Source organism: Streptomyces sp. NPDC037013, assembly GCF_055607265.1.
Map to the genome: position 1 here is coordinate 101,127 of NZ_JBVJRV010000009.1, position 22,467 is coordinate 123,593.

General features: G+C 72.3%; 23 protein-coding genes. 14 read left to right on the plus strand and 9 right to left on the minus strand.

Going from position 1 to position 22,467, the window contains the following annotated elements; genetic code table 11:
• Positions 1-63: 63 nt before the first annotated feature.
• The 5 genes from ACZ7DY_RS31030 (at position 64) to ACZ7DY_RS31050 (ending at position 4,897) form a co-directional block, all read left to right on the plus strand.
• Positions 64-837: an IclR family transcriptional regulator gene (locus tag ACZ7DY_RS31030; RefSeq protein WP_471141163.1), complete on the plus strand. Its 774-nt coding sequence runs from the start codon at positions 64-66 to the stop codon at positions 835-837.
• Positions 838-840: 3 nt separating this feature from the next.
• Entirely contained in the window at positions 841-1,317 is a 477-nt protein-coding gene (locus tag ACZ7DY_RS31035; protein ID WP_471141165.1) for a GNAT family N-acetyltransferase, read from the plus strand.
• A 141-nt stretch (positions 1,318-1,458) separates the two neighbouring features.
• On the plus strand, positions 1,459-2,715 hold the full coding sequence (locus tag ACZ7DY_RS31040) for a sensor histidine kinase (protein ID WP_471141168.1): 1,257 nt from the start codon (positions 1,459-1,461) through the stop codon (positions 2,713-2,715).
• Complete coding sequence (locus tag ACZ7DY_RS31045) at positions 2,712-3,374, plus strand: response regulator transcription factor (RefSeq protein WP_471141171.1); 663 nt, start codon at positions 2,712-2,714, stop codon at positions 3,372-3,374. The genes ACZ7DY_RS31040 and ACZ7DY_RS31045 overlap by 4 nt, the downstream gene beginning before the upstream one ends.
• Positions 3,375-3,448: 74 nt before the next feature.
• On the plus strand, positions 3,449-4,897 hold the full coding sequence (locus tag ACZ7DY_RS31050) for a peptidoglycan D,D-transpeptidase FtsI family protein (RefSeq protein ID WP_471141174.1): 1,449 nt from the start codon (positions 3,449-3,451) through the stop codon (positions 4,895-4,897).
• An 86-nt stretch (positions 4,898-4,983) separates the two neighbouring features.
• Here the strand turns inward: ACZ7DY_RS31050 and ACZ7DY_RS31055 are convergent, their stop codons facing one another.
• The 5 genes from ACZ7DY_RS31055 to ACZ7DY_RS31075 form a co-directional block, all read right to left on the minus strand.
• Complete coding sequence (locus ACZ7DY_RS31055) at positions 4,984-5,769, minus strand: hypothetical protein (protein ID WP_471141177.1); 786 nt, start codon at positions 5,767-5,769, stop codon at positions 4,984-4,986.
• Positions 5,766-6,110 (minus strand): PadR family transcriptional regulator, encoded by a 345-nt coding sequence (locus ACZ7DY_RS31060; RefSeq protein WP_471141180.1) that lies wholly within the window; start codon positions 6,108-6,110, stop codon positions 5,766-5,768. Before ACZ7DY_RS31060 ends, ACZ7DY_RS31055 begins: the two co-directional genes overlap by 4 nt.
• Positions 6,111-6,126: 16 nt before the next feature.
• Positions 6,127-6,867 carry a CPBP family intramembrane glutamic endopeptidase gene (locus ACZ7DY_RS31065; protein WP_471141183.1) on the minus strand — a complete coding sequence of 247 codons (741 nt, stop codon included), beginning with the start codon at positions 6,865-6,867 and terminating at the stop codon, positions 6,127-6,129.
• A gap of 136 nt (positions 6,868-7,003) precedes the next feature.
• Positions 7,004-7,795: an HAD family acid phosphatase gene (locus ACZ7DY_RS31070; RefSeq protein WP_471141186.1), complete on the minus strand. Its 792-nt coding sequence runs from the start codon at positions 7,793-7,795 to the stop codon at positions 7,004-7,006.
• Between the two features lie 316 nt (positions 7,796-8,111).
• On the minus strand, positions 8,112-8,753 hold the full coding sequence (locus ACZ7DY_RS31075; protein ID WP_471141189.1) for a TIGR03086 family metal-binding protein: 642 nt from the start codon (positions 8,751-8,753) through the stop codon (positions 8,112-8,114).
• Between the two features lie 141 nt (positions 8,754-8,894).
• On the opposite strand from ACZ7DY_RS31075, the gene ACZ7DY_RS31080 reads away from it, so the two are divergent.
• Positions 8,895-10,106, plus strand: a complete 1,212-nt coding sequence (locus tag ACZ7DY_RS31080; RefSeq protein ID WP_471141192.1) for an MFS transporter — start codon at positions 8,895-8,897, stop codon at positions 10,104-10,106.
• Between the two features lie 63 nt (positions 10,107-10,169).
• On the opposite strand, the gene ACZ7DY_RS31085 is transcribed toward ACZ7DY_RS31080, so the two are convergent.
• Positions 10,170-11,432, minus strand: a complete 1,263-nt coding sequence (locus ACZ7DY_RS31085; RefSeq protein WP_471141195.1) for a hypothetical protein — start codon at positions 11,430-11,432, stop codon at positions 10,170-10,172.
• A complete protein-coding gene (locus tag ACZ7DY_RS31090) occupies positions 11,429-12,412 on the minus strand; it encodes a 5-dehydro-4-deoxyglucarate dehydratase (RefSeq protein WP_471141198.1) in 984 nt (327 codons plus the stop codon). Before ACZ7DY_RS31090 ends, ACZ7DY_RS31085 begins: the two co-directional genes overlap by 4 nt.
• A 246-nt stretch (positions 12,413-12,658) precedes the next feature.
• Here ACZ7DY_RS31090 and ACZ7DY_RS31095 point away from each other — a divergent pair, with 246 nt between their 5' ends.
• From ACZ7DY_RS31095 to ACZ7DY_RS31130, 8 genes are all read left to right on the plus strand, one after another.
• Positions 12,659-13,468: an NAD-dependent epimerase/dehydratase family protein gene (locus tag ACZ7DY_RS31095; protein WP_471141201.1), complete on the plus strand. Its 810-nt coding sequence runs from the start codon at positions 12,659-12,661 to the stop codon at positions 13,466-13,468.
• Positions 13,469-13,733: 265 nt separating this feature from the next.
• A complete protein-coding gene (locus ACZ7DY_RS31100) occupies positions 13,734-14,504 on the plus strand; it encodes a DeoR/GlpR family DNA-binding transcription regulator (RefSeq protein ID WP_471141204.1) in 771 nt (256 codons plus the stop codon).
• 102 nt (positions 14,505-14,606) lie between these two features.
• A complete protein-coding gene (locus tag ACZ7DY_RS31105) occupies positions 14,607-15,974 on the plus strand; it encodes an ABC transporter substrate-binding protein (RefSeq protein WP_471141207.1) in 1,368 nt (455 codons plus the stop codon).
• The gene (locus tag ACZ7DY_RS31110; RefSeq protein WP_471141210.1) at positions 15,971-16,924 is read left to right on the plus strand and encodes a carbohydrate ABC transporter permease; all 954 of its coding nucleotides are present in this window, start codon (positions 15,971-15,973) and stop codon (positions 16,922-16,924) included. Before ACZ7DY_RS31105 ends, ACZ7DY_RS31110 begins: the two co-directional genes overlap by 4 nt.
• Positions 16,924-17,769 carry a carbohydrate ABC transporter permease gene (locus ACZ7DY_RS31115; protein WP_471141212.1) on the plus strand — a complete coding sequence of 282 codons (846 nt, stop codon included), beginning with the start codon at positions 16,924-16,926 and terminating at the stop codon, positions 17,767-17,769. The genes ACZ7DY_RS31110 and ACZ7DY_RS31115 overlap by 1 nt, the downstream gene beginning before the upstream one ends.
• Positions 17,766-18,755, plus strand: a complete 990-nt coding sequence (locus tag ACZ7DY_RS31120; protein WP_471141215.1) for a zinc-dependent alcohol dehydrogenase family protein — start codon at positions 17,766-17,768, stop codon at positions 18,753-18,755. Before ACZ7DY_RS31115 ends, ACZ7DY_RS31120 begins: the two co-directional genes overlap by 4 nt.
• A gap of 55 nt (positions 18,756-18,810) precedes the next feature.
• Complete coding sequence (locus ACZ7DY_RS31125) at positions 18,811-19,032, plus strand: hypothetical protein (protein ID WP_471141218.1); 222 nt, start codon at positions 18,811-18,813, stop codon at positions 19,030-19,032.
• 86 nt (positions 19,033-19,118) lie between these two features.
• A complete protein-coding gene (locus tag ACZ7DY_RS31130; protein WP_471141913.1) occupies positions 19,119-20,342 on the plus strand; it encodes a TerD family protein in 1,224 nt (407 codons plus the stop codon).
• Positions 20,343-20,420: 78 nt separating this feature from the next.
• On the opposite strand, the gene ACZ7DY_RS31135 is transcribed toward ACZ7DY_RS31130, so the two are convergent.
• Positions 20,421-20,648, minus strand: a complete 228-nt coding sequence (locus ACZ7DY_RS31135; protein WP_055564387.1) for a CarD family transcriptional regulator — start codon at positions 20,646-20,648, stop codon at positions 20,421-20,423.
• Positions 20,649-20,813: 165 nt separating this feature from the next.
• A complete protein-coding gene (locus ACZ7DY_RS31140) occupies positions 20,814-22,397 on the minus strand; it encodes a TROVE domain-containing protein (RefSeq protein ID WP_471141221.1) in 1,584 nt (527 codons plus the stop codon).
• Positions 22,398-22,467 lie beyond the last annotated feature (70 nt).

Sequence of the window (22,467 nt, forward strand, 5' to 3'; positions counted from 1 at the left end):
CTCCGTCGGTGAATGGACGGGGACTCGGAGACTATTTCTCGGCGTTCTAAGGGGTCAAGGGCGATGTCGGCTGGCGAGACCGGAGGCGGTGCGCAGGTCAAGTCCGCGGTGCGGACGGTTGAATTGCTCGAGTACTTCGCGGGCCGTCCCGGAATGCACTCGCTGGCCGCGGTCCAGGAGGCCGTCGGATACCCCAAGTCGAGCCTCTACATGCTGCTGCGCACCCTGGTCGAGCTGGGCTGGGTGGAGACGGACGCGACCGGCACGCGGTACGGCATCGGCGTGCGCGCCCTGCTCGTCGGCACGTCGTACATCGACGGCGACGAGGTGGTGGCCGCCGCCCGGCCCACGCTCGACCGGCTCTCGGACGACACCACGGAGACCATCCACCTCGCGCGGCTCGACGGCACGAACGTCGTCTACCTCGCCACCCGCCAGTCGCAGCACTATCTGCGGCCCTTCACCCGGGTCGGCCGCCGGCTGCCGGCGCACTCCACCTCGCTCGGCAAGGCGCTGCTCGCCACCCACACCGACGAGCAGGTCCGCAAGATGCTCCCCGAGACGCTGCCCGCGCTCACCGAGCACACCATCACCGACCGCGAGAAGCTCATCGAGGAGCTGCACGCGGTGCGCGAGCAGGGCTTCGCGGTGGACCGCGAGGAGAACACGCTGGGGCTGCGCTGCTTCGGCGTCGCCATCCCCTACCGCACGCCCGCGCGCGACGCGATCAGCTGCTCGGTGCCGGTGGCGCGGCTGACGCCCGCGCACGAACAGATGGTCAAGGACGCCCTGTTCGACGCCCGGGACCGGCTGACCCTGGCAACTCGTAGGATCTGAGCCATGGATGTCAGCCTGCGCCCGGTGCACGACAGCGATCTCCCGGTGTTCTTCCGGCAGATGAGCGATCCCGAGTCCAGGCACATGGCGGCCTTCACGCCCGAGGACCCCACCGACCACGACCGCTTCACCGCGCACTGGACGACGATGCGCGCCTCCCGGGACGTCGACGTCCGCACGGTCCTCGCCGACGGGGACGTCGTGGGCAACGTCGCGGTGTACGGGGAGCCCGGCGAGCGCGAGGTGACGTACTGGATCGACCGCGCGTACTGGGGGCGGGGCCTGGCCACCGCCGCCCTGCGCGACCTGCTCGCGCTGGTGCGGGAGCGTCCGCTGTACGCCCGCGCGGCGGCGGACAACGCGGGCTCGATCCGGGTCCTGGAGAAGTGCGGGTTCCGCGTCTCGGCCCACGATCGCGGCTATGCCGCGGCGCGCGGGGCGGAGATCGACGAGGTGGTCCTCGTCCTGGACGGCGGCTGAGCCTCCGCCGCGCGGCGGAGCCGGATCGGCCCCGCGCGGGACGTGCGCGGACCCGCCCCGGCGGGAGGATCGAGACATGACGCCGGAGACCTCCTCACCACACCTGCCCTACGCTGTCCGGATGATCATCGGGACGACGGCGTGAGGAGAGGTGCCGCCGTCCTGTTCGGGCGCAGGGCGCGCCGCCGGTGGGTCCACCTCATCCTCGGCGGCGCCCTCGCCATGCCGTACGTCTTCGTCGGCTCGGTGATCGTGGGGCCGCTCTTCGGCGACAGCGGCATCTTCGGCTCGTTCGGCGCGCAACTCACCGCGTTCGCCGTCGGGTTGCCGCTCGCCGCCGTCACCGCGCTCTTCCCGCTGACCCGGCCGATGTCGGTGGCGGCCGTGCGGGCGCTCTGCGCGGTGCCCGACGACTCGCTGGCCGACGGGCCCGCCCGGTCCCGGGCCGCCCGCGGCCGCACCGTCGCGTGGTTCACGCTGCACCTCGGCCTCGGCGGGGTCATCAGCGGCATGTCGCTCGCGCTGCCGCCGTTCGCGGGCGTCCTCATCGCGCTGCCGTTCTTCGTCGCCCTTGGAGGCGGTCGCGCCGGGCTGCCCGAGGCGTTCGGCGATCCCTGGGCGCTGGCGCTCTCGCCGGTCGCCGGGCTCGTCTCGCTGGCGGCGCTCGCGGCGTGCGCGGCGGCCGCCGGTCACCTGCTGGCGCGCTGGGCGCCCGACCTGCTGGGGCCGATGCCCGCCGACCGGCTCGCCGCCGCGGAGCAGCGCGCCGCCGACCTCGCCGTGCGCAACCGCCTCGCCCGCGAGCTGCACGACTCCGTGGGCCACGCGCTGAGCGCCGTCACGCTCCAGGCGGGCGCGGCCCGCCGGGTCCTCGACCACGACGTGGAGTTCGTACGGGAGGCCCTGGCCGCCATCGAGGAGACCACCCGGCGCACGGTGAGCGAACTCGACGCCGTCCTCGGCGTGCTGCGGGAGGCCGACGGCGCCCGTCCGACGACGCCCGCGCCCACCCTCGCCGACGACCTGGCCGGCCTGCTGCGGCGGACCGGGGCCGGTGGCCTCAAGGTGAGCGCCACCCTGGACCTGGACGCCGGGGCCGTGCCCCCGCTGGTCTCCCGCGAGGCCTACCGCATCGTGCAGGAGGCCCTGAGCAACGCGCTGCGGCACGGCGGCGAGGGCACCGCCGTCGACCTGCGCATCGCGCTGGACGGCCCCGACCTGACCGTCACCGCCGAGAACCCGCTGCCGTCCCGCCCCGCCCCCTCCCGCCCCGGCGGCGGCCACGGCCTGCGCGGCATCGCCGACCGGGCCAGGCTGCTCGGCGGCACGGCGCGGGCCGGACCACAGCGGGGCGCGTGGCGACTGGACGTACGACTTCCGCTGAAAGGACAGCCATGACGGCGAACGACGACATAAGGGTGGTCCTCGCGGACGACGAGCGCATGGTGCGCACCGCGCTGCGCGCCATCCTCTCCGCCGAGCCGGGCATCGAGGTGGCCGGGGAGGCGGCGACGGGCGCCGAGGCGGTCTCCGTCGTACGGGAGGTGCGGCCCGACGTGGTCCTGATGGACGTCCGCATGCCGGAGACCGACGGCATCCGCGCCACCGAGCAGATCCTGCGGACCATGTCAGGGCCGCCGCGCATCGTCGTCGTGACGACCTTCGAGAACGACGCCTACGTGTACGAGGCGCTGCGCGCCGGGGCGGCCGGCTTCCTCCTCAAGCGGGCCCGCGCCGACGAACTCGTCCAGGCGGTCCGGCTCGTCGCGCGCAGCGACTCGCTGCTCTTCCCCGCCGCGGTCCGCGCCCTGGCCGCCGAGCACAGCCGCGCGAAGGCCGCGCCGCCCGATTGGGTGGCGCGGCTCACCGGCAAGGAGAGCGAGGTGCTGCGGCTGATGGCGGTGGGCCTGACCAACGCGGAGATCGCCGGCCGGATGGGCGTGGGCGCGGCGACGGTGAAGACGCACGTGGCGTCCGTCCTCGCCAAGACGGGGGCGCGGGACCGGACCCAGGCGGTGATCGCGGCGTACGAGGCCGACTTCCCGCGTTCCGCGTGAGAACTCTCTGAGAAAACGGCCGTAAGCACCTCAGAAGGGAACGAATCGCTGCCCGCCGCTCGTCCTCCCGTGGGATGAACAAGACGATCAGGCGCGTCTCGGTCTTCACGCTGCTGCTCGTGCTCGCTCTGCTGATACGGACGACATGGGTGCAGTTCCACGACTCGAAGGCGCTCGCGGACGACAAGCACAACCGGCGCAACGCGATCGAGCAGTACGCGAACCCGCTGGGCGACATCATCGTGGGCGGTGAGGCGATCACCGGCTCCGAGCGGACGAAAGGCGGAGACCTCGCGTACAAACGCACCTACAAGGACGGCGCCCTGTACGCGCCCGTCACGGGCTACAGCTCCCAGGTCTACGGCGCCACGCAGCTCGAAGGCATCTACAAGGACCTCCTGGACGGCACCGACAACCGCCTGAAGACCCCTCTCGACACGCTCACCAACAAGCGTGCCGACCCCGGCGACGTCGTGACGACCATCGATCCCGCGGTGCAGAAGGCCGGGTTCAAGGCGCTGGGCGACACCAAGGGCGCGGCGGTCGCCATGGACCCCGAGACCGGCGAGATCCTCGGCATGGTCTCCACCCCGTCGTACGACCCGTCGAAGATCAGCGGCTCGACGGACTCCGCGGCGTGGAAGAAGCTGACCACCGACAAGGAGAAGCCGATGGTCAACCGCGCGATGCGCCAGCCGCTCCCGCCCGGTTCGACCTTCAAGCTGGTCGTCGCGGCGGCGGCCCTGGAGGACGGCCTCTACGACTCGGTGGACACGAAGACATCCAGCCCGAACCCGTACACGCTGCCCGGCACGCGGACGGTCCTGAGGAACGAGAACCGCTCGGCCCCCTGCGAGAACGCCGACATCCGCACGGCACTCCAGTACTCCTGCAACAACGTCTTCGCGAAGATGGCCGTCGACCTCGGCAAGGACAAGGTCGCGGCGATGGCGGAGAAGCTGGGCTTCAACGCGGACAAACTGGACGTCCCGGTGCGCGCGGCCAAGAGCGTCTACCCGTCCGACATGGACAAGGCGCAGACCGCCCTGTCGGGCATCGGCCAGTTCGACGTGACGGCGACGCCGCTGCAGATGTCGATGGTCTCGGCGGCGATCGCCAACGGCGGCGAGCTCGTCAAGCCGCACATGGTCTCCCGGATCAGCGACTCCGGCGGTGACGTCCTGGAGAAGTACGACGACCCCGCCTCCCAGCGCGTCATGAGCGAGTCCACCGCCGAGGGGCTCCAGTCGGCGATGCAGACGGTCGTCGACAAGGGCACCGGTTCGAATGCGAAGATCGGCGGCGCGACGGTCGGCGGCAAGACGGGCACGGCCCAGCACGGCGAGAACAACAGCAAGACGCCGTACGCCTGGTTCACGTCGTACGCCAAGGGCGGTGACGGCAAGCAGGTGGCGGTCGCGGTGATGATCGAGTCGTCGAGCGCGGCCCGCGACGAGGTCAGCGGCAACGGCCTGGCGGCACCGATCGCCAAGGCGATGATGGCGGCGGCCCTGAAGGGGTGAGGCCGGGAAGGTAGCGGGCCGGGGCGGGAGCCGAGGGTCACCCCGACCCTCGTCCCGCGCCGCCACCCCCGCCCCGCCCCCGCCGGTCAGAGAGGGCCGCTCCCCCGCCCCTGCTTCCGTCGCCTCCGAAGGGATCCCAGCGCCGCCGTGGCCCCCGCGAGAGCCACGACCGCCCCCGCTCCGGCGAGCAGGCCGGTCACGAAGCCGAGGCCCGAGCTCGCCTCGCCGTCGTCCAGCGCCGTCGCGATACCCGTCGCCGCCACCGCAAGGGCGAGCGCGGCCAGCAGGGCGTAGAACTTGCGGCTGAAGAAGCTGGACCGTGCCGGCACCGGCGGCGGTGACTCCACCCGGGCCGCGGGGCCGACGCTCGCCGCGCGGGGCCGCTTGAACCAGGCGTAGATGATCCAGTTCCCGCACGGCTCCCAGCCGTCGGGGGCGAGCCGCTCGTCCAGGTTCTCGCGGCCGCGCGTGACGAGCTCGCGCCGGTACTCCCAGCGCTGGGGCTGCGCCACGTCCCGGTGGCTGACGAACCGGCCCAGGGCGTCGACGCGCTCCACCTCCCAGCCCTCGTCGCCGAAGCGGTTCAGGAGCTCTTCGTCGACGTAGGTGTCGGCGGTCCAGCGCCAGGTCTCCACCTGATCGCCCGGCGCCAGCGGTGCCCGCTCCCCCGCGGCGGGCACCAGCTGCGCGGCGAACTCCCCGGCGGGCCCGAACTCGGCCTCGGCGTCGTCGGCGCCGGACTCCTCCAGGTGTGCGGCGAGGTCGGTGACGGTCGCCTCCACGCGGTCGGCGGGCAGGCCGTGCGCCCGCAGCCGTTCGGCGAGGTCGAGAAGGTACGCGTCCTGCGCGAACCGCGCGTTCGTGGTGTTCATCGTGGGTCCACTCCTGCCTTCGCGAGGACTTCGCGTACGGATGCATCGAAGGCGAGCCACAGGCCGCCCTGTTCGCCGAGGGTCGCGCGCCCGGCGTCGGTGAGCCGGTAGTAGCGGCGGCCGGGCCCCTTCTCGGTGGCGCGGAACTCCGCGGAGACGAGGCCGGCTTCCTCCAGTCGGTTGAGGACCGGGTAGAGCGTGCCGCCCTTGATCTGGCCGAAGCCGGCGAGTCCGAGCACCTTGGCGATCTCGTAGCCGTAGCTCTCGCCGTCGGTGAGGCTGGCCAGTACGAGGAGGTCGAGTACGCCCTTGAACCAGCTGGCGCGGCGGTCGGCTGTCATTTCGTCACTCTGCCTTTCAGGCGGCGTGCGCGGCGTGCGCGGGGCGCACCCGATCCGGCGCCGGCAGCGTCAGATCGCGTACGGACAGGATGACGTGGACGGCGGCGGGGGCCAGCAGGCTGCCCGTCGTGAGGTAGAGGCCGGCGAAGACCGCGCCGAAGCAGCCGAAGGCGAGGATGCCCTGGCGGCCCTGGTAGAACCCGGCGAGCGCGTAGACGAGGACCGACAGGCCGGCCGCCGCGTAGAGGTCGAGTCCGAGTGCTCCGACGCCGAAGGCGATGAGGAGTCCGCGGTAGACCAGTTCGGCGGCGAGGCCGTCGGTCACGGCGACGGCGATCGCGAGCCGGCGCTCGGCGGGGGTGCGCGGCAGCATCGCCTCGATGGCGGCGAGCCCCGGCACGTTCCGGTCCCGCCGGGCGAGGTCGCGGAAGTTCCGCGCGGAGGCGACGGCGGCCGCCGCGGTGAGGAGGATCGCGGTGACGGCATAGCCGGGCCGCTCCGGCGCGGCGAGCCCGAAGTCGGCGGCGTCGGTGCCGGGCGAGAGCAGCAGCGCCGCCACGGCGAGGGCGGCCATGCTCCACCAGCAGGCGAGGACGAGGCCGAAGTAGCGGACGAGGGCGCGGGGTTCGGCGTCCCTGCGGCGGGCCAGCGAGCCGTACATGCGGCGGCCGGCCCAGGGTTCGCCGAGGAGCAGATAGGCGGCGAGAACGGCCGCGACGGCGGTCGATGCCACCGAGAAGTCCGGCGAGATGGTCATGGGTCCCCCTTCCCGAGGGGGCCGCGCACATGAGCACGCGACCCCCGAGCGTCTGAGCTACCTAGACCGTAAAGCGACCTAGTCAGGAATGCAACCTATCTAGCGCCGTCGACTCCCGACAGCCGAGGCAGGCCGGTCAGCCCACGTAGTACGTCGGGTTGGGGAGCTTGTACGTCTTGTCGGCGTATCCGCCCGCGAGGTCGGAGGCCTGGTCGCCGAAGCTGCCGACGATGTCGTAGCCGGTCGACTCGATGTACTTGCGGGTGCCCTCCTTGAACTGGACGGTGGTGCAGTTCCAGGCCGCGGGCGTCGCGCAGTCCTTCAGGTAGGCGGGCGGGTTCGCCTTGTCCTTGGTGAAGACGTGGCCGCGGTCGAGTGCGGTGTCGTAGCCCGCCCGCGCGAGGTTGGTCACGGCACCCTCTCGCAGCGGCTCGGCGAGCCCGGTGAGGAAGAAGACCTCGACACCCTTGCGCTTGGCGTACGCGACCAGCTCCGGCATGCCGAAGACGGCGGGGCGCTTGGCCTCCTTGACGTAGGCGTTCCAACTGTCGTTGTTGTACGTGTAGTTGGTCGACTTCTCGTAGTCGAAGCTGAGCAGCGCGGTGTCGTCGACGTCGAGGACGATCGCCGGCTTCTTGCCGTGCCGGGTGTGGTGCGCGGCCTTCCTGATGTCCTTCTTCGCCTTGGCCTGGATGCGGGCCAGGTCCTTGGCGTACGGGCTGTCGGGCGAGGACTTCCACACGCCGTCGGCATCCTTGGAGGCGCCGTAGTAGGCGTCGATCTCGCCGACGAGGAGGCCTATGTTGTGGGGCTCCTTGGTGGGGCGCGCCTCGGCCTGGTCCGCGCCGGCGGCACCGGCGGTGTAGAGGGCGGCACCGGCGACGGTGCAGGCGGTGGCCAGGCCGGCCACGCGTAGGGACTTGCGCATGTGTTGCGTCTCCGCATCAGGGTTCGGGCAGGTCAAGGACTGTCTACGCGCATCGACCCACCCCTGGGGAGACCACAGCAGGACCCTTTACCTGATCCATACCTGGTCCAGCCCCAAGAGCCCCAAGATCCCACCGGCCGAGACCCGCCCACGAGACGGGAGGGGACGTGGGGGTATGTGCGAACGGAGCACCGAGGAAACACTGGCGTCTTTGTCCGCACGGCGTGGCGCAGGGATGGCGAGTACGCACATACCCCCGCGGCCCCGCACCCAAGGCGCGACGGCCGAAACAGCCAAGGGCCTCAGGGCCCCGCCCTCACCCCTCGGCCGGCCACCCCGGGTCACGCCCGCTGAGCCCGATGACCAGGTCCAGCAACGGCGCCCCCTCCGGCACCCGCACCACAGGCCCGAACAACCCTTCAGGCCCGTCGGCACCATCCCCTGCCACCGTGTCCCCGCCCGGCGCGAGAAGTGCCCGCGCCGCCGCGAGGTTCGCCTCGTCCGGCGTGTACTCCTGCCCGGTGGCCCGCGCCAAGTCCCAGCCGTGGACCACCAGTTCGTCCGCGGCGACGAGCCCCGCCACCGCGCCGGGCAGGTCGATGCCGCCCGCGCGGGTCATCCCCTGCCAGGCCGCCGGATCGCGCCACGCCGAGGCCATGGCGTCGAGCGCCTCGGGGAGTTCGGTGCGCCAGTCGGGGCCGAGGTCGGGCAGGACGTCGCCGGGGGCCTGGTCGAGGCCGGGCCCGAACTCCTTGCGGGCGGCCTGCCGGAAGGCCCCGGCGAGACCGAGCACATGGCCTAGGAGATGGCGCACGGCGTAGTCGGGACAGGGGGTGGGCGCGGCGAGCTGCTCGTCCGTGATCCGCCCGGCGATCCGCGCCACGACGCGGGCCTGCGGGCCGAGGTCGAGGAGGTCGTCGGCGCTGTCCGTGCGGGCGTCGGCGTCATGGTCGGTCATGGGCGTGGCTCCCGGGTCGTAAGGCGGCTGTCTCGGTATCTCTCCCCTGTAGACCCGCCGGGCGCCGCGAACTCATCGCCGCCCGCCTAGGGAAAGCGACCGATACCGCCGCCGGGGCCTTAGACGCCAGCATCGCCAGGCATGACATCGACGATCGGGCGCGTCCTGCGGGACCGCAACGCGGGGCTGTATCTGGGAGCGGTGGTGGTGTCCGGCTTCGGGAGCTCCGCGCTCTGGCTGGCCTCGGGCGTCTGGGTGAAGGAGCTGACGGGGTCCGACGGACTCGCCGCGCTCTGCCAGTTCGCCCTCTGGCTGCCCAGCCTCGTCGGCCCCCTGCTCGGCACCCTCGCCGACCGCACACGGCGCAGACCGCTCCTCGTGGCCGTCAATCTCGCGCTGGGCGCGCTGCTGCTCTCCCTCTTCGCAGTCGACAGCGAAGGACGGCTGTGGATCCTCTTCGCCGTCCTGGTGGTGTACGGGGCGTGCGGCGTCGTCGCGGACGCGGCGGAGGCAGCCCTGGTCGCGACCGCCGTCGACAAGGAGCTGCTCGGTGACTTCAACGGGCTGCGGATGTCCGCGAACGAGGGCATGAAGCTGGTGGCGCCGCTGGCGGGGGCGGGCCTGTTCGCCGCGTACGGCGGGGCCCGGGTGGCTCTCCTCGACGCGGTGACGTTCGTGCTCGCGGCGGGGATGTTCGCGCTGCTGCGGGTGTCGGAGAGCCGGCCGGTGCCCGACCGTGCGTCGCTGCGGGAGAGGACCGCGCAAGGGGCCCGGTATCTGTGGGGGCACGAGCGGCTGCGGCCCTTGGTGGTGGCGGGCGGCCTGACGATGCTGAGTTCGGGGGTGAGCGGCGCGACGGTCTTCGCGATCGTCGAGGGGCTCGGCCGCGCCCCGTCATACACCGGCGTCCTGTATGTGGCGCAGGGCGCCGGTTCCGTGGTGGTGGGCGTGGCTTCGGGGGCGTTGATGCGGCGGTTGGGGCCGCGCCGGTTCGCCGGGGCGGGGATCGCGCTGACCTGCGTGGCGCTGGTCCTGAACGTGGTGCCGAGCGACGCGGCGGTCCTGACGGCCTCCTTCACCAACGGCGTCGGGCTGCCGTGCGTGCTCATCGCGGGCCTCACGGCCGTGCAGCGCGAGACTCCGGACGCGCTCGTGGGACGGGTGGCGGCGACCGCGAGCACCTTGATGTTCGCGCCGACGGCGGTGGGCATCGCGGCGGGCGCGGTCCTCGTGGAGAGCGTCGATTTCCGGGCCCTGCTGGTGGTGCTGGCGGGGGCGCGGCTCCTGACGGCCGCACCGCTGCTGAGGCCCCGCACGCGGGAGCGGGTCACGGTGCCTCCGCCCGGCGCTTGAGAGCGGTCACAGCCTCGGACGTCGGCCTGCCGACTGTGGGCGCCGACCGGACCGTATCGTTGCTCACTCCGCGCCCGGAAGGGGCGACGGCGCGGACGCGTCAGACAGGTCGGACGGGCCGGAGGGGAGCGCTGAAGAGGCGACGAGATCCGGCAGCGCGGCCAGGCCCTCCTTGACGAGGGCGAGGTCGCGGTCCGACGCCAACCCGGCGTGGTAGAGCCGGAGTTCGGTGGCACCGAGGCGCGCCGCCCGTGCCGCGTCGGCGGCGAGCGTGGCGGGGCTGCCGCCCATGCCGCTCACCACGGTGAGGTTGGCGGCCAGGACCGTCCCTCCACCGCCCCGCCCGGCGAAGGGCGTCAGCAGGTGCGGGCCGCCCGTGCAGGGGACGACAACGCCGTCGGCGACGCCGAGGATGTGCGCGGGGTCGACGCCCGCGTTCGCGCCGCAGTGGTGGCTCACCGGGTCGGCGTGGAGCAGCACTTGGAAGTCGCGGCCGGTGGCACGCGCGGCCGCGCGGACCGCGGCGACGCAGGCCTCCTGGAGGGTACGGGCAGCCCCTTCTCGCCACGCGCGCGTGGCGGCCGCCCTGCCCTCCCCGATGAGCCTCTCGACGACCCTCCAGCCACCGTCCCCCTCGCCCGCGCCCCGCCACACGGACTCCATGGCGCGGCGCACGGTGACCGCGAGCTCCTCGGGATCGAGGCCCTGTCCGGCGTACCCCTCCTGGCAGGAGGAGCAGAAGCACAGCGACATGAGGTACTGCCCGGCCTCGCCGAGGGTGACCCCAGCGATCTTGTCGTGGGCGTGCAGGTGGGCCAGGCCGTACCAGCCGCAGGACTCCAGTTCGGTGCCGTGCGTGCCGGGGCGTACGGCGGCTTCGGCGGCGAGGTCGACCAGGTACGCGCGCGTGGCGGGCCGGGCGATGCAGGGCGCCCAGGGGTAGCGGTCTCCGTGGGCGTTCACCACGGAGGTCGCCGGATGGTCCTCGCCCATCCGGGAGTTGTGGGCGAGGACGACCCAGCTGTGCACCTCGATCCCGGCGTCGCCGAGGGCGCGTGCCGCCTCTCCGTAGGCGTCGCCAGGCGCCCAGTCGCCGGCGGGGTACGGCCGCGGCTCGCGCCCCTCCCAGTGGCCGCCCGGCGGGTAGAGGACGGCGGCGTGGGCGGCGGTGACGATGCGGTGGCGCGGGTGGCGAGGGGTCAGCGCGCGCGTGGAGTGGTAGGCGGCGGCCAGGGTGACCTGGCGGATGCCGAGGGCGGCGAGGCGGTCGGGCGCGCCGGGGTCGCCGACGACGTCCCAGGGGTAGAGGAAGGCGGCGGCCCTCACGCCTCCTCCCCCGAGCCACCGGGGGCCTCGGGGGCGTCGTCCCGCAGCAGTTCCCGCCCCCGTTCGACGAGTTCCGCGAGCCGCTTGACGTGTTCGGCGGCGGGTTCGTGCAGCGGTGGCCGCACCGGGCCGACGTCCAGGCCGCCGAGCCGCACGCCCGCCTTGACGAGGGAGACGGCGTAGCCGCGGCCGAGGGTGCGCAGGTCGACGAAGGGCCGGTAGAAGCCGTCGACGAGGCGGTTCACGGTGGCGTCGCCCTGCGGCGTACCGGCGTTGAACGCGCGGTGGAAGGCGAGCGCGATGTCGGGGGCGAAGCAGAAGACCGCCGAGGAGTAGAGGGTCACGCCGATGCCGCGGTAGGCGAGGCCGGTCAGCTCGGCGGTCGGCAGGCCGTTGAAGTACAGGAAATCGCCCGGGAATTCGCCGCGCACCGCGCTGACGGTGCGCTGCATCAGGTCCATGTCGCCGAGGCCGTCCTTGAAGCCGATGATGCCGTCCGTGCGCGCCAGCTCGACGACCGTCTCGGGGGTGAGGACGGCGTTGTCGCGCTGGTAGACGATGACGTCCAGGGAGGTGGCCGCGGCGAGTTCGGTGTAGTGCCTGATCAGTCCCTCCTGTTCGGCGACGACGAGGTAGGGCGGCATGGCGAGCAGCCCGTCGGCGCCGGCCTCCTCGGCGAGGCGCGCGTACCGCACGGCGAGCGCGGTGCCGTACCCGGCGCCCGCGATCACGGGGACCCGCCCCGCCGTCTCGTCGACGGCGGCGGCGACGCACTCCCGGAACTCCTCGGGGTCCAGGGCGTGGAACTCGCCCGTGCCGCAGCAGGCGAAGACCGCCGCGGCGCCCGCCTCGACGCCTTCCCGCACGTGGGCCCGGAAGACGTCCGGGTCGGGGGTGCCGTCGGGCCCGTACGCGGTGACCGGGAAGAACAGCGGCCCGCTGGGGACGCGGAGTCGGGATGCGAGGGGGGCTGACGTCACGGGCTCTCCCTAAGCGTGCATGTTTCTGATTCATGTCCATATCCCTGAACACGACCACGCTAAGGCGCCCCGTCGGGCCCGGTCAAGCGGGTGAACTCCCCACCCAGCGGCGGATTTACCGTCTCCGCCACCCCCTTGACGCGGCGCACCGAAGATCCCTAGCGTGTCTACGGATGTGAATCCTGTACGTCAGTCTGTACATGCGTGTGTCCGCGACACGACACGGCCGCCCGAGGAGACCCCGCCATGCCCGCTCCCCGCACCGTCCTGCTCACCGGCGCCGCAGGCGGCGTCGGCACCCTGATGCGCGGACTCCTCCCCCCTTACGGCTACGACCTGCGCCTGCTCGACGTGCGGGCCCTCGCCGACGAGCCCGGGGCCGTGCGCGCCGACCTCTCCGACCGGGCGGCGCTGCGCGAGGCCGTGCGCGGCGTCGACGCGGTCCTGCATCTGGCGGGCATCTCCCTGGAGTCCACCTTCGACAAGATCCTCCGGGCCAACATCGAGGGGACGTACAACCTCTACGAGGCGGCCCGCGAGGAGGGCGTGCGGCGGATCGTCTTCGCCTCCTCCAACCACGTGGTGGGCTTCACCCCGCGCCCCCGGGGCGACGACCCGCTGATCCCGGTCGACACCCCGCGCCGCCCCGACACCTTCTACGGCCTGTCGAAGTCCTTCGGCGAGGACCTCGCCCAGTTCTACTGGGACAAGCACGGCATCGAGACCGTCTCGGTCCGCATCGGCTCGTGCTTCCCCGAGCCGACCAGCGTGCGGATGCTGTCGGTCTGGATGAGCCCCGACGACGGCGCCCGCCTCTTCCACGCCGCGCTCACCGCCGAGGACGTCGGGCACACCGTGGTCTACGGCTCGTCCGCCAACACCCGCCTGTGGTGGGACCTCTCGTCCGCCCGGGCACTCGGCTACGACCCGCGCGACGACTCCGAGCCGTACGCGGCGAAGCTCATCGCCGAACAGGGCGAGCTGGACCCGGCCGACCCCGACCACGCGCACCTGGGCGGCCACTTCTGCACCAACCCGCCGGTGTGGCCGTACTGACCGGACCGCGCCGGGGCGGGCGGCGCGGCACCGGCCCGGCGCTCCGCGACCGTTCGGGCCGGACCACTCGGGCAGCGAACGGGCACATCCGGCCCCCCAAACGGGCACGCCGGAGACCCCCCGCACAGGCAGCCGCCCCGCCAAGCGGGCACAAACGGGCAGCATCGTGTCGACTGCGAGCCTGGTCACCCGCGTTGCCCGCGCTGTAGAACTTCCCCACGGGGCCCGAACGGGCACCGCACCCAGGGGAAGGAAGGTGCCACCGATGACCGCGGAGGAGCGTCAGCGGCGGATCGTCAACGCGGCCCGCCACTCCGGCTCCGTCGACGTGACGGCGCTCGCCGGGGAACTCGGCGTGGCCAAGGAGACCGTCCGCCGCGATCTGCGGGCCCTGGAGGACCACGGCCTGGTCCGCCGCACCCACGGCGGCGCCTACCCCGTGGAGAGCGCGGGGTTCGAGACCACCCTCGCCTTCCGCACCACCATGCACGTACCGGAGAAGCGGCGCATCGCGGCCGCCGCCGCGGACCTCCTCGGCGACGCCGAGACGGTCTTCGTCGACGAGGGCTTCACCCCGCAGCTGACCGCCGAGGCCCTGCCCGAGGCCGCGGCGGGCCGCTCGCTGACCGTGGTCACCGCCTCCCTTGCTACCGCCGGCATCCTCGCCGACGCCGACAACGTCTCCGTCCTGCTGCTCGGCGGGCGGGTGCGCCCCGGCACCCTCGCCACCGTCGACCACTGGACCACCCGCATGCTCGCCGGGTTCGTCATCGACCTGGCGTACATCGGCGCCAACGGCATCTCCCGCGAACACGGCCTGACGACGCCCGACCCCGCCGTGAGCGAGGTGAAGGCGCAGGCCATCAGGGCGTCGCGGCGCACGGTCTTCCTGGGCGTGCACACGAAGTTCGGGGCGACGAGCTTCTGCCGGTTCGCGGGGATCGGCGACCTGGACACGATCGTCACCAGCAGCCGGCTGCCCGCGTCCGAGGCGCACCGCTACTCCCTCCTGGGCCCGCAGGTCGTCCGCGCCTGACGCCCCGCCACCCTCCCGCCTCCCCCGTCCCCCTCCCCCCTTTCGCACGTCCAGACGCGCCCCTTTCCTCCCTTATTGCCCCTCAATGTTCAGGAGCGATTCATGCGAACCCCGAGCCGGCGGCGGCCCCGCGCGCTCGCCGCGGCCTCCGCAGGGGCGCTGCTCGCCCCGCTGCTCGCCGGCTGCTGGACCGGTGCCGGCGGGTCCGGTTCCGGCGGCGACTCCCTCAACGTCCTCATGGTGAACAACCCGCAGATGGTCGAGTTGCAGAAGCTCACCGCCGCCCACTTCACCAAGGAGACGGGCATCAAGGTGAACTTCACCGTCCTGCCGGAGAACGACGTCCGCGACAAGATCAGCCAGGACTTCGCCAACCAGGCCAGGCAGTACGACGTCGCGACGCTCAGCAACTACGAGATACCGATCTACGCGAGGAACGGCTGGCTGCACGAGGTCGGTTCATACGCCCGCAAGGACACCACGTACGACGAGAAGGACATCCTGGCGCCCATGCGCCAGTCCCTCACGGGCAACGACGGCAAGCTCTACGGGCAGCCCTTCTACGGGGAGTCGTCCTTCCTGATGTACCGCAAGGACGTCTTCGAAAAGGCCGGCCTGACCATGCCCGACCACCCCACCTGGCAGCAGGTCGCGAAGCTCGCCGCGCGGGTGGACGGCAAGGAGCCCGGGATGAAGGGCATCTGCCTGCGCGGGCTGCCCGGCTGGGGCGAGGTGATGGCGCCGCTGACGACCGTGGTGAACACCTTCGGCGGCACCTGGTTCGACAAGGACTGGAAGGCGCGGCTCGACTCCCCCGAGTTCGAAAAGGCAACCCGCTTCTACGTAGACCTCGTTCGCGACCACGGCGAGTCCGGCGCCGCGCAGTCCGGCTACGCCGAGTGCCTCAACAACCTCACCCAGGGCAAGACGGCCATGTGGTACGACGCGACGGCCGCGGCCGGTTCGCTGGAGTCCGCCGGTTCCCCGGTGAAGGGGAAGATCGGTTACGTCGCCGCCCCGGTGGCGCGGACCGAGAGCTCCGGATGGCTCTACACCTGGGCCTGGGGCATGCAGAAGGCCTCCCCCAACCCGGACAAGGCCTGGAAGTTCATCTCCTGGGCGTCGGGCAAGGAGTACGAGAAGCTCGTCGGGGAGAAGACCGGCTGGTCGAACGTGCCCGCGGGCAAGCGGGCGTCGACCTACGCGAACCCCGCCTACCGCAAGGAAGCCGCCGCCTTCCAGGACGTCACCCGCGCCGCCATCGAAGGGGCCAAGCCCCGCGACCCCGGCCTGCAGCCCCGCCCGGCGCCCGGCATCCAGTTCGTCGGCATCCCCGAATTCACCGACCTCGGCACCAAGGTCTCCCAGGAGATCAGCGCGGCCATCGCCGGACGCAAGTCCGTCGAGTCGGCCCTGGCCACGTCACAGGAGCTCGCCGAGAAGATCTCCGAGGAGTACGAGGGACGATGACCGCCACCGCGAGCACCACCACCGTCGGGCACACGCGCGTGCCCGACGCGAAGACACCGGGACCACCGGGACGGCTCCGCGCCTGGGCCACCAGGGCGCCGCTGCTGCCCGCGCTCATCTTCATGATCGCCGTGACCCAACTGCCGTTCGTGGCCACCCTGGTGATCTCCTTCTTCGACTGGAACGCCCTCTACCCGGACGCCCGCAGCTTCACCGGTCTCGACAACTACACCGAGGTCCTCACCGACCCCGACCTGCGCAAGTCCGTGCTGACCACCATCCTCCTCACGGCCACCGTCGTCCTGGTGAGCCTGCTCGCCGGACTCGGCCTCGCCCTGCTGCTGAACCGGCGCTTCCGCGGCCGCGGCCTGGTGCGCACCCTGCTCATCGCGCCGTTCCTCCTGGTACCCGTGGCCGCCGCGCTGCTGTGGAAACACGTGCTCTACAACCCCGAGTACGGGCTCTTCAACGGCGTCCTGCACTGGATCGGCGGGGACTCCGCGGCCCAGCCCGACTGGATCTCCCGCACCCCGCTCCTCGCCGTCGAGGCCTCCCTGGTGTGGCAGTGGACGCCCTTCATGATGCTGATCCTGCTCGCCGGGCTGCAGAGCCGCGACCCCGAACTGATCGAGGCGGCCCGCATGGACGGCGCCGGCAGCTGGCAGGTCTTCCGCCACCTGACCCTGCCGCACCTGCGCCGCTACCTCGAACTGGGCGCGCTGCTCGGCTCGATCTACATCGTGCAGAACTTCGACGCCGTCTTCACCATCACCTCAGGCGGCCTCGGCACCGCCAACCTGCCCTACACCGTCTACCAGAGCTTCTACCAGGCCCACGAGAACGGCCTGGCCTCCGCGGCCGGCGTCCTCGTCGTCATCGGCTCGCTCGTCATCGCGACCTTCGCGCTGCGGGTCGTCTCGTCCCTCTTCCGCGAGGAGGTCTCCCGCTGATGGCCGCCGCCGTGAAGTCCCGTACCCGCGCCCGCGGTTCCGCGCTCGGTCTGATCGCCTGGTTCGCCGGGATCCTGTTCTTCCTGCCCGTCGCCTGGATGGCGCTGACCTCCTTCCACGCGGAGGAGGACGCCGCGACCAACCCGCCCTTGCTCGCCGCCTCGCTCACCCTCGACGGCTACCGCGAGTTCTTCGGCGCGGGCGGCGGCGCGAGCCCCTGGCCGTCGCTCATCAACTCGGGCGTCGCGTCCGTCGTCTCCACCCTGTGCGTGCTCGTCCTCGCGCTCCCGGCCGCGTACGCACTGTCGATCAGGCCCGTGAAGAAGTGGACGGACGTGCTCTTCTTCTTTCTCTCCACCAAGATGCTGCCGGTCGTGGCGGGACTCCTGCCGATCTACCTCTTCGCCAAGAACACCGGCCTGCTCGACAACATCTGGCTGCTCGTCCTGCTCTACACCTCGATGAACCTGCCGATCGCGGTGTGGATGATGCAGTCGTTCCTCGCCGAGGTCCCGAAGCCGGTCATCGAGGCCGCGCAGATCGACGGGGCCCGGCTGCCGACGATCCTCACGCGCGTGGTGGCCCCCATCGCGCTGCCCGGGATCGCCGCGACCTCCCTGATCTGTTTCATCTTCAGCTGGAACGAACTCCTCTTCGCCCGGGTGCTCACGGGCGTCGTCGCCCAGACCGCGCCCGTCTTCCTGACCGGCTTCATCACCAGCCAGGGACTGTTCCTCGCGAAGGTGTGCGCCGCGTCGCTCGTCATCTCCCTGCCGGTGCTCGCCGCGGGGTTCGCCGCCCAGGACAAGCTGGTCCAGGGCCTGTCGTTGGGAGCCGTCAAGTGAAGGCCGCCATCATCGAGTCCGTCGGCAAGGCCGTCGTCGGGGAGCTGCCCGACCCCACACCGGGCCCCCGCGAGGTCGTCGTCGAGGTCGCCGCGTGCGGCCTGTGCGGGACCGACCTGCACATCCTCCAGGGCGAGTTCGCGCCCACCCTGCCGGTCGTGCCGGGGCACGAGTTCGCCGGCGAGGTCGTCGCGCTCGGCAGCGACGTCCGTACGCTCTCGCTCGGCGACCGGGTGGCCGTGGACCCCTCCCTGCACTGCCACGAGTGCCGCTACTGCCGGGACGGGCGGGGCAACCTCTGCGAGCGGTGGGCCGCGATCGGCGTGACCACGGCGGGCGGCGCCGCCCAGTACGCGGTGGCACCCGCCGCGAACTGCGTGCGCCTCCCCGACCACGTGCGCACCCAGGACGCCGCCCTCATCGAACCGCTCTCCTGTGCCGTGCGCGGCTACGACGTGCTGCGCACCCGGCTCGGCGCCCACGTGCTGATCTACGGCTCGGGGACGATGGGCCTGATGATGCTGGAGCTCGCCAAGCGCACCGGCGCGGCCAGCGTGGACGTCGTCGACCTGAACGCGGACCGGCTCACCACCGCGCGCCAGCTGGGCGTCTCCGGGTCGGCGGCCGACCCGGACGAGCTGGACCGTCCGCAGGGCTGGGACGTCGTCATCGACGCGACCGGCAACGCGGCCGCGATCCAGGACGGCCTCGGGCGGGTCGCGAAAGCGGGCACGTTCCTCCAGTTCGGGGTCGCCGACTACGCCACGCGCGTGAGCATCGACCCGTACCGCATCTACAACCAGGAGATCACCATCACCGGTTCGATGGCGGTGCTGCACAGCTACGAGCGGGCCGCCGAGCTGTTCGCGGGCGGCGTCCTCGACCCGGACGTGTTCATCAGCGACCGGCTGCCGCTGACGGAGTACCCGCGGGCGCTCGACCGGTTCGCCGCCGGGGCCGGCCGCAAGATCGTGGTGGTGCCGTGACCGTGGTGGCGTAATTCGATACCGGCGCGGCATGGCCGGGACGTACGCTCCGGCCATGCCGAGACCTCAGGGATTCACCTACGAACAGCGTGCCGACGGCACCGTCGTCATCACCCACGGCGGACGGGCCGCGGGAACCGTCCGCGGGGCCCGCGCCGAACAGTTCCTCGGCGAGGTCGCCGGCGGCGATCCGCAGCTGGTGATGGCCCGCTGGACGGGCAATTACAAGCACGGCAACGAACGCGCCGCCCGCGCCCATCCCCGCAACCGCGGCTGAGACCCGCCGCAAAAGGACCGGAAAAAACCTCCGCCGGGTAAGGGAACGGTAAAGCGGGGTCGTTCGTTACCCCTGGCATGACAGCTATGACCCCCGGCTCGAACATCCCGCTGACCGCCGCCCGCGTGGCGGTGGACGTCGCCGCTCCGGTGCGGCTCGACGTATCGGGCCTGCTGCTCACCGCCGACGGCAAGGTGCGCTCCGACGACGACTTCATCTTCTTCAACCAGCCCTCCGGGCCCGGTGTGACCTACCAGTCGGGCGGCGGTACGACACCCGACAAGGTCACCGTCGACACGGCCGCCGTGCCGCCCGGCATCGAGAAGATCGTCGTCACCGCGAGCCCGGACGCGGCGGGCCAGACTTTCCAGGGCATCGAGCCCACCGCCACCATCCGCAACGCCGACGACGGATCGGTCCTCGCGACGTTCACCCCGCCGCAGCTCGGCACCGAGACGGCCCTGGTGATCGTCGAGATCTACCTGCGCAACGGCGCGTGGAAGGCCCGCGCGGTCGGGCAGGGGTACGCGAACGGCCTCGCGGGCATCGCGACGGACTTCGGCGTCTCGGTGGAGGAGCCCGCTCCCGCCCCGGCGCCGCCCGCCGCCGCCCCCATGGCGCCGCCGTCCGGGCCGCCCGTCCAGGGCCCGCCCCCGCCGGCCGCCGACCCGCGGCTCGCGGCCCCCGCCCCGGCCGCTCCCGCGGCACCCGCCGCGCCCGCCCCCGGCGCCGGGAAGATCAACCTGGACAAGGGCCGCGTCAGCCTCCAGAAGAACCAGACGGTCTCCCTGGTCAAGGGCGGCCGCCCGCTGCTCTCACAGGTCAAGATGGGCCTCGGCTGGGAGCCCGCGTTCCGCGGCAAGGACATCGACCTGGACGCCTCCGTCATCGCGTACGGCCCGCAGCGCAACCACGTCGACAGCTGCTACTTCGGCAAGCTCTCGATCGTGAACGGCGCGATCAAGCACTCCGGCGACAACCTCACGGGCGAGGGCGGCGGTGACGACGAGGTGATCGTCGTCGACCTCGGCCGGCTCCCTCAGGACGTCACGGGCCTGGTCTTCACGGTGAACTCGTTCTCCGGCCAGAAGTTCACGGAGGTCGCCAAGGCCTACTGCCGCCTCATCGACGCGGCGTCGGGCGAGGAGCTGGTCCGCTTCGACCTGACCAACGCCGAGGCGCAGACGGGCGTCATGATGGCGAAGCTGATCAGGCAGTTCAGCGGCGAGTGGGACATGACCGCGATGGGACAGTTCGTGAAGTCCCGTACGGTGCGCGGCATGGTGAAGCCGGCGGCGCAGGCCCTGTAGGGACGCGGCGGAAACGGGTGAGGGGCGGCGGGCCGCATGCGCGGTCCGCCGCCCCTCGAGCCCGCCGGATCGTCGGGATCAGAGCTTGGCCAGCTTCGGATAGGGGCTCAGGAACCGTCCCTGGCGGCCCGCGAAGTCGATGACCACCGCGTCCTCTCCCTCGACGCCCACGATCCTCCCGAGGCCGTACTGGTCGTGGGAGACCCGGTCGCCCACCTCGAAGTGCTCCACGGGTGGGGCGGGCGGGGCGGGCACGTTGAAGGGACTGTTCGGCAGGTGGCGGCGTGAGCCGGGGGGCCTGGTCATGTTCGCAGTATGCGCCCCCGGGAGCCCGCGGGGCCATGCTCCGTACTCACACTGCCCTCACATCGGTATGGAACAGACACACAAGTCACGGTCCGCGGTCGCCGTGTCACGCCCTGGATGTGAACCCGAACGGGCGACACGGGTGACGGCCCGCGCCCGGCGGTCTCAGGCCGCCGCCCAGGGCCAGTCGGCGTCCCGTCCGGCCTCCAGCAGCGGCACCATGCGGAACGCCGCGTCCGAGAGGCCGCCGAAGACGTGTCGGTTGCCCTTGCCGGAGGCTCCGTGGCCCACGCGGTACCCCGCGAGGTTCCAGGTGTAGACGGGGACGTCCGCAGGCACCTGCTCGGTCGGGTCGCCGTGGTGGTGGTACGCCGCCTGCTCGTCGGTGACGATGAGGACCCGGTCGTGCTTCTTGTAGAAGCGCCGCACCGCCCCGGTGGTGTCGGTGCCGCCGAGGCTGCCGAAGCGGTCGAGGATCTTCAGGACGGACTCGCCCGCGCGGTACTTCACCCGGGCGCTGCCGGTGCCGAACTGGACCAGGTCCGCGTCGGCCGCCCGCAGGGCGAGCGCGGTGCCGAAGACGGCGGCCGCGTCGGCGCGGTTGAGCTGCGAGCGGTCCGACAGCGGCGACCACATCGAGCCGGAGCGGTCGACGAGGATCAGCGTCCGGCCCGGCAGCGACGGCACGTTCGCGAGCGAGTGGCCGAGCGCCCGCTCCAGCGGGTACGACCAGCGGAGCGAGGGCGCGTGCCGGTACGCGGCGAGGTAGCGGAAGGGGAACTGCCGCGACTTCGCGACCGTCTCGGCGTCGGCGAGCTTCGCCGCGACACCCGCGGCGACCTCGTCCGAGACGCCCGCCTCGTCGAAGTTGCGCAGGTTGCGCACGAGCGCCATGACGCCCATCGACGGGATCACGGCCTCCCAGGCCGCCTTGTCCATGGGCCCCTGCAGCCAGCCCGCCAGCGCCTCCCAGGTCATGCCTGCGGCGGCGAGCCGCTCGGCGCCGCCCTCGCCGGTGACCACCGCGCGCCGCCGCTCCACGGGCAGGGCCATCAGCTCGCGGTGCGCGGCCAGGACGCGGGCGCCCTCGGGCGGTACGGCCGTCTCCGGGTGGTGACGGCGGTCGAGCGCGTACCGGAACAGGTCGCCCTGCCAGGGCTTGGCGGGGTCGGGCGCCGCGTGCACGAGGTTGAGGATGTCGCCGAAGCGGTACCCCTTGGTCGCGGTGTCGTACTTCAGGAGCGCCTTCTCGCTGTAGAGGCGCCGTACGGCGTCGGCGATGCCGCGCTTGATGGGCTTGGGGACGGCGCGGCCGTACGTCGACGTCCAGTAGCCGAGGAGCTCACCGGGCTCGTCGGGCCGGCGCAGCACGGAGTCGACGACGCGGCGGCCGGTGGGGCCGTCGGTGGCGTGCGCGTCCAGGCGCGCCCGGACGTACTCGGCGGCGCCGACGATCGAGGCCGTGCGCATGTTGCCCTCGCCGCGCAGCCAGCCGAGGAGGCCCGCGGTCCACTCGGGGTCCTCGACGGCGAGGCGGCGCACGAGCGCGGCGAACCGGTCGTCGCGGGCCGCGCCCGTCTCGTAGAAGGTCTGCTGCGTGACGAAGTTCGCGACGGCGAGCAGGAAGAGCTCGGAGCGGGCGTCGCGCGGATGTCCGCGGCCGCCCTCGTGCGTGCGGGTGGTGCGGCCGGTCGACTTCACCGGCGATGTGACGAGCGCCTTGATGGAGCTGGTGTTGAAACGAGCCATGAGAATTCCCCCGAATTCGAGTCGTGCGGTGTATAGGGGGGGAGACATGCGGCAGGAGTGTGCCCGAGTT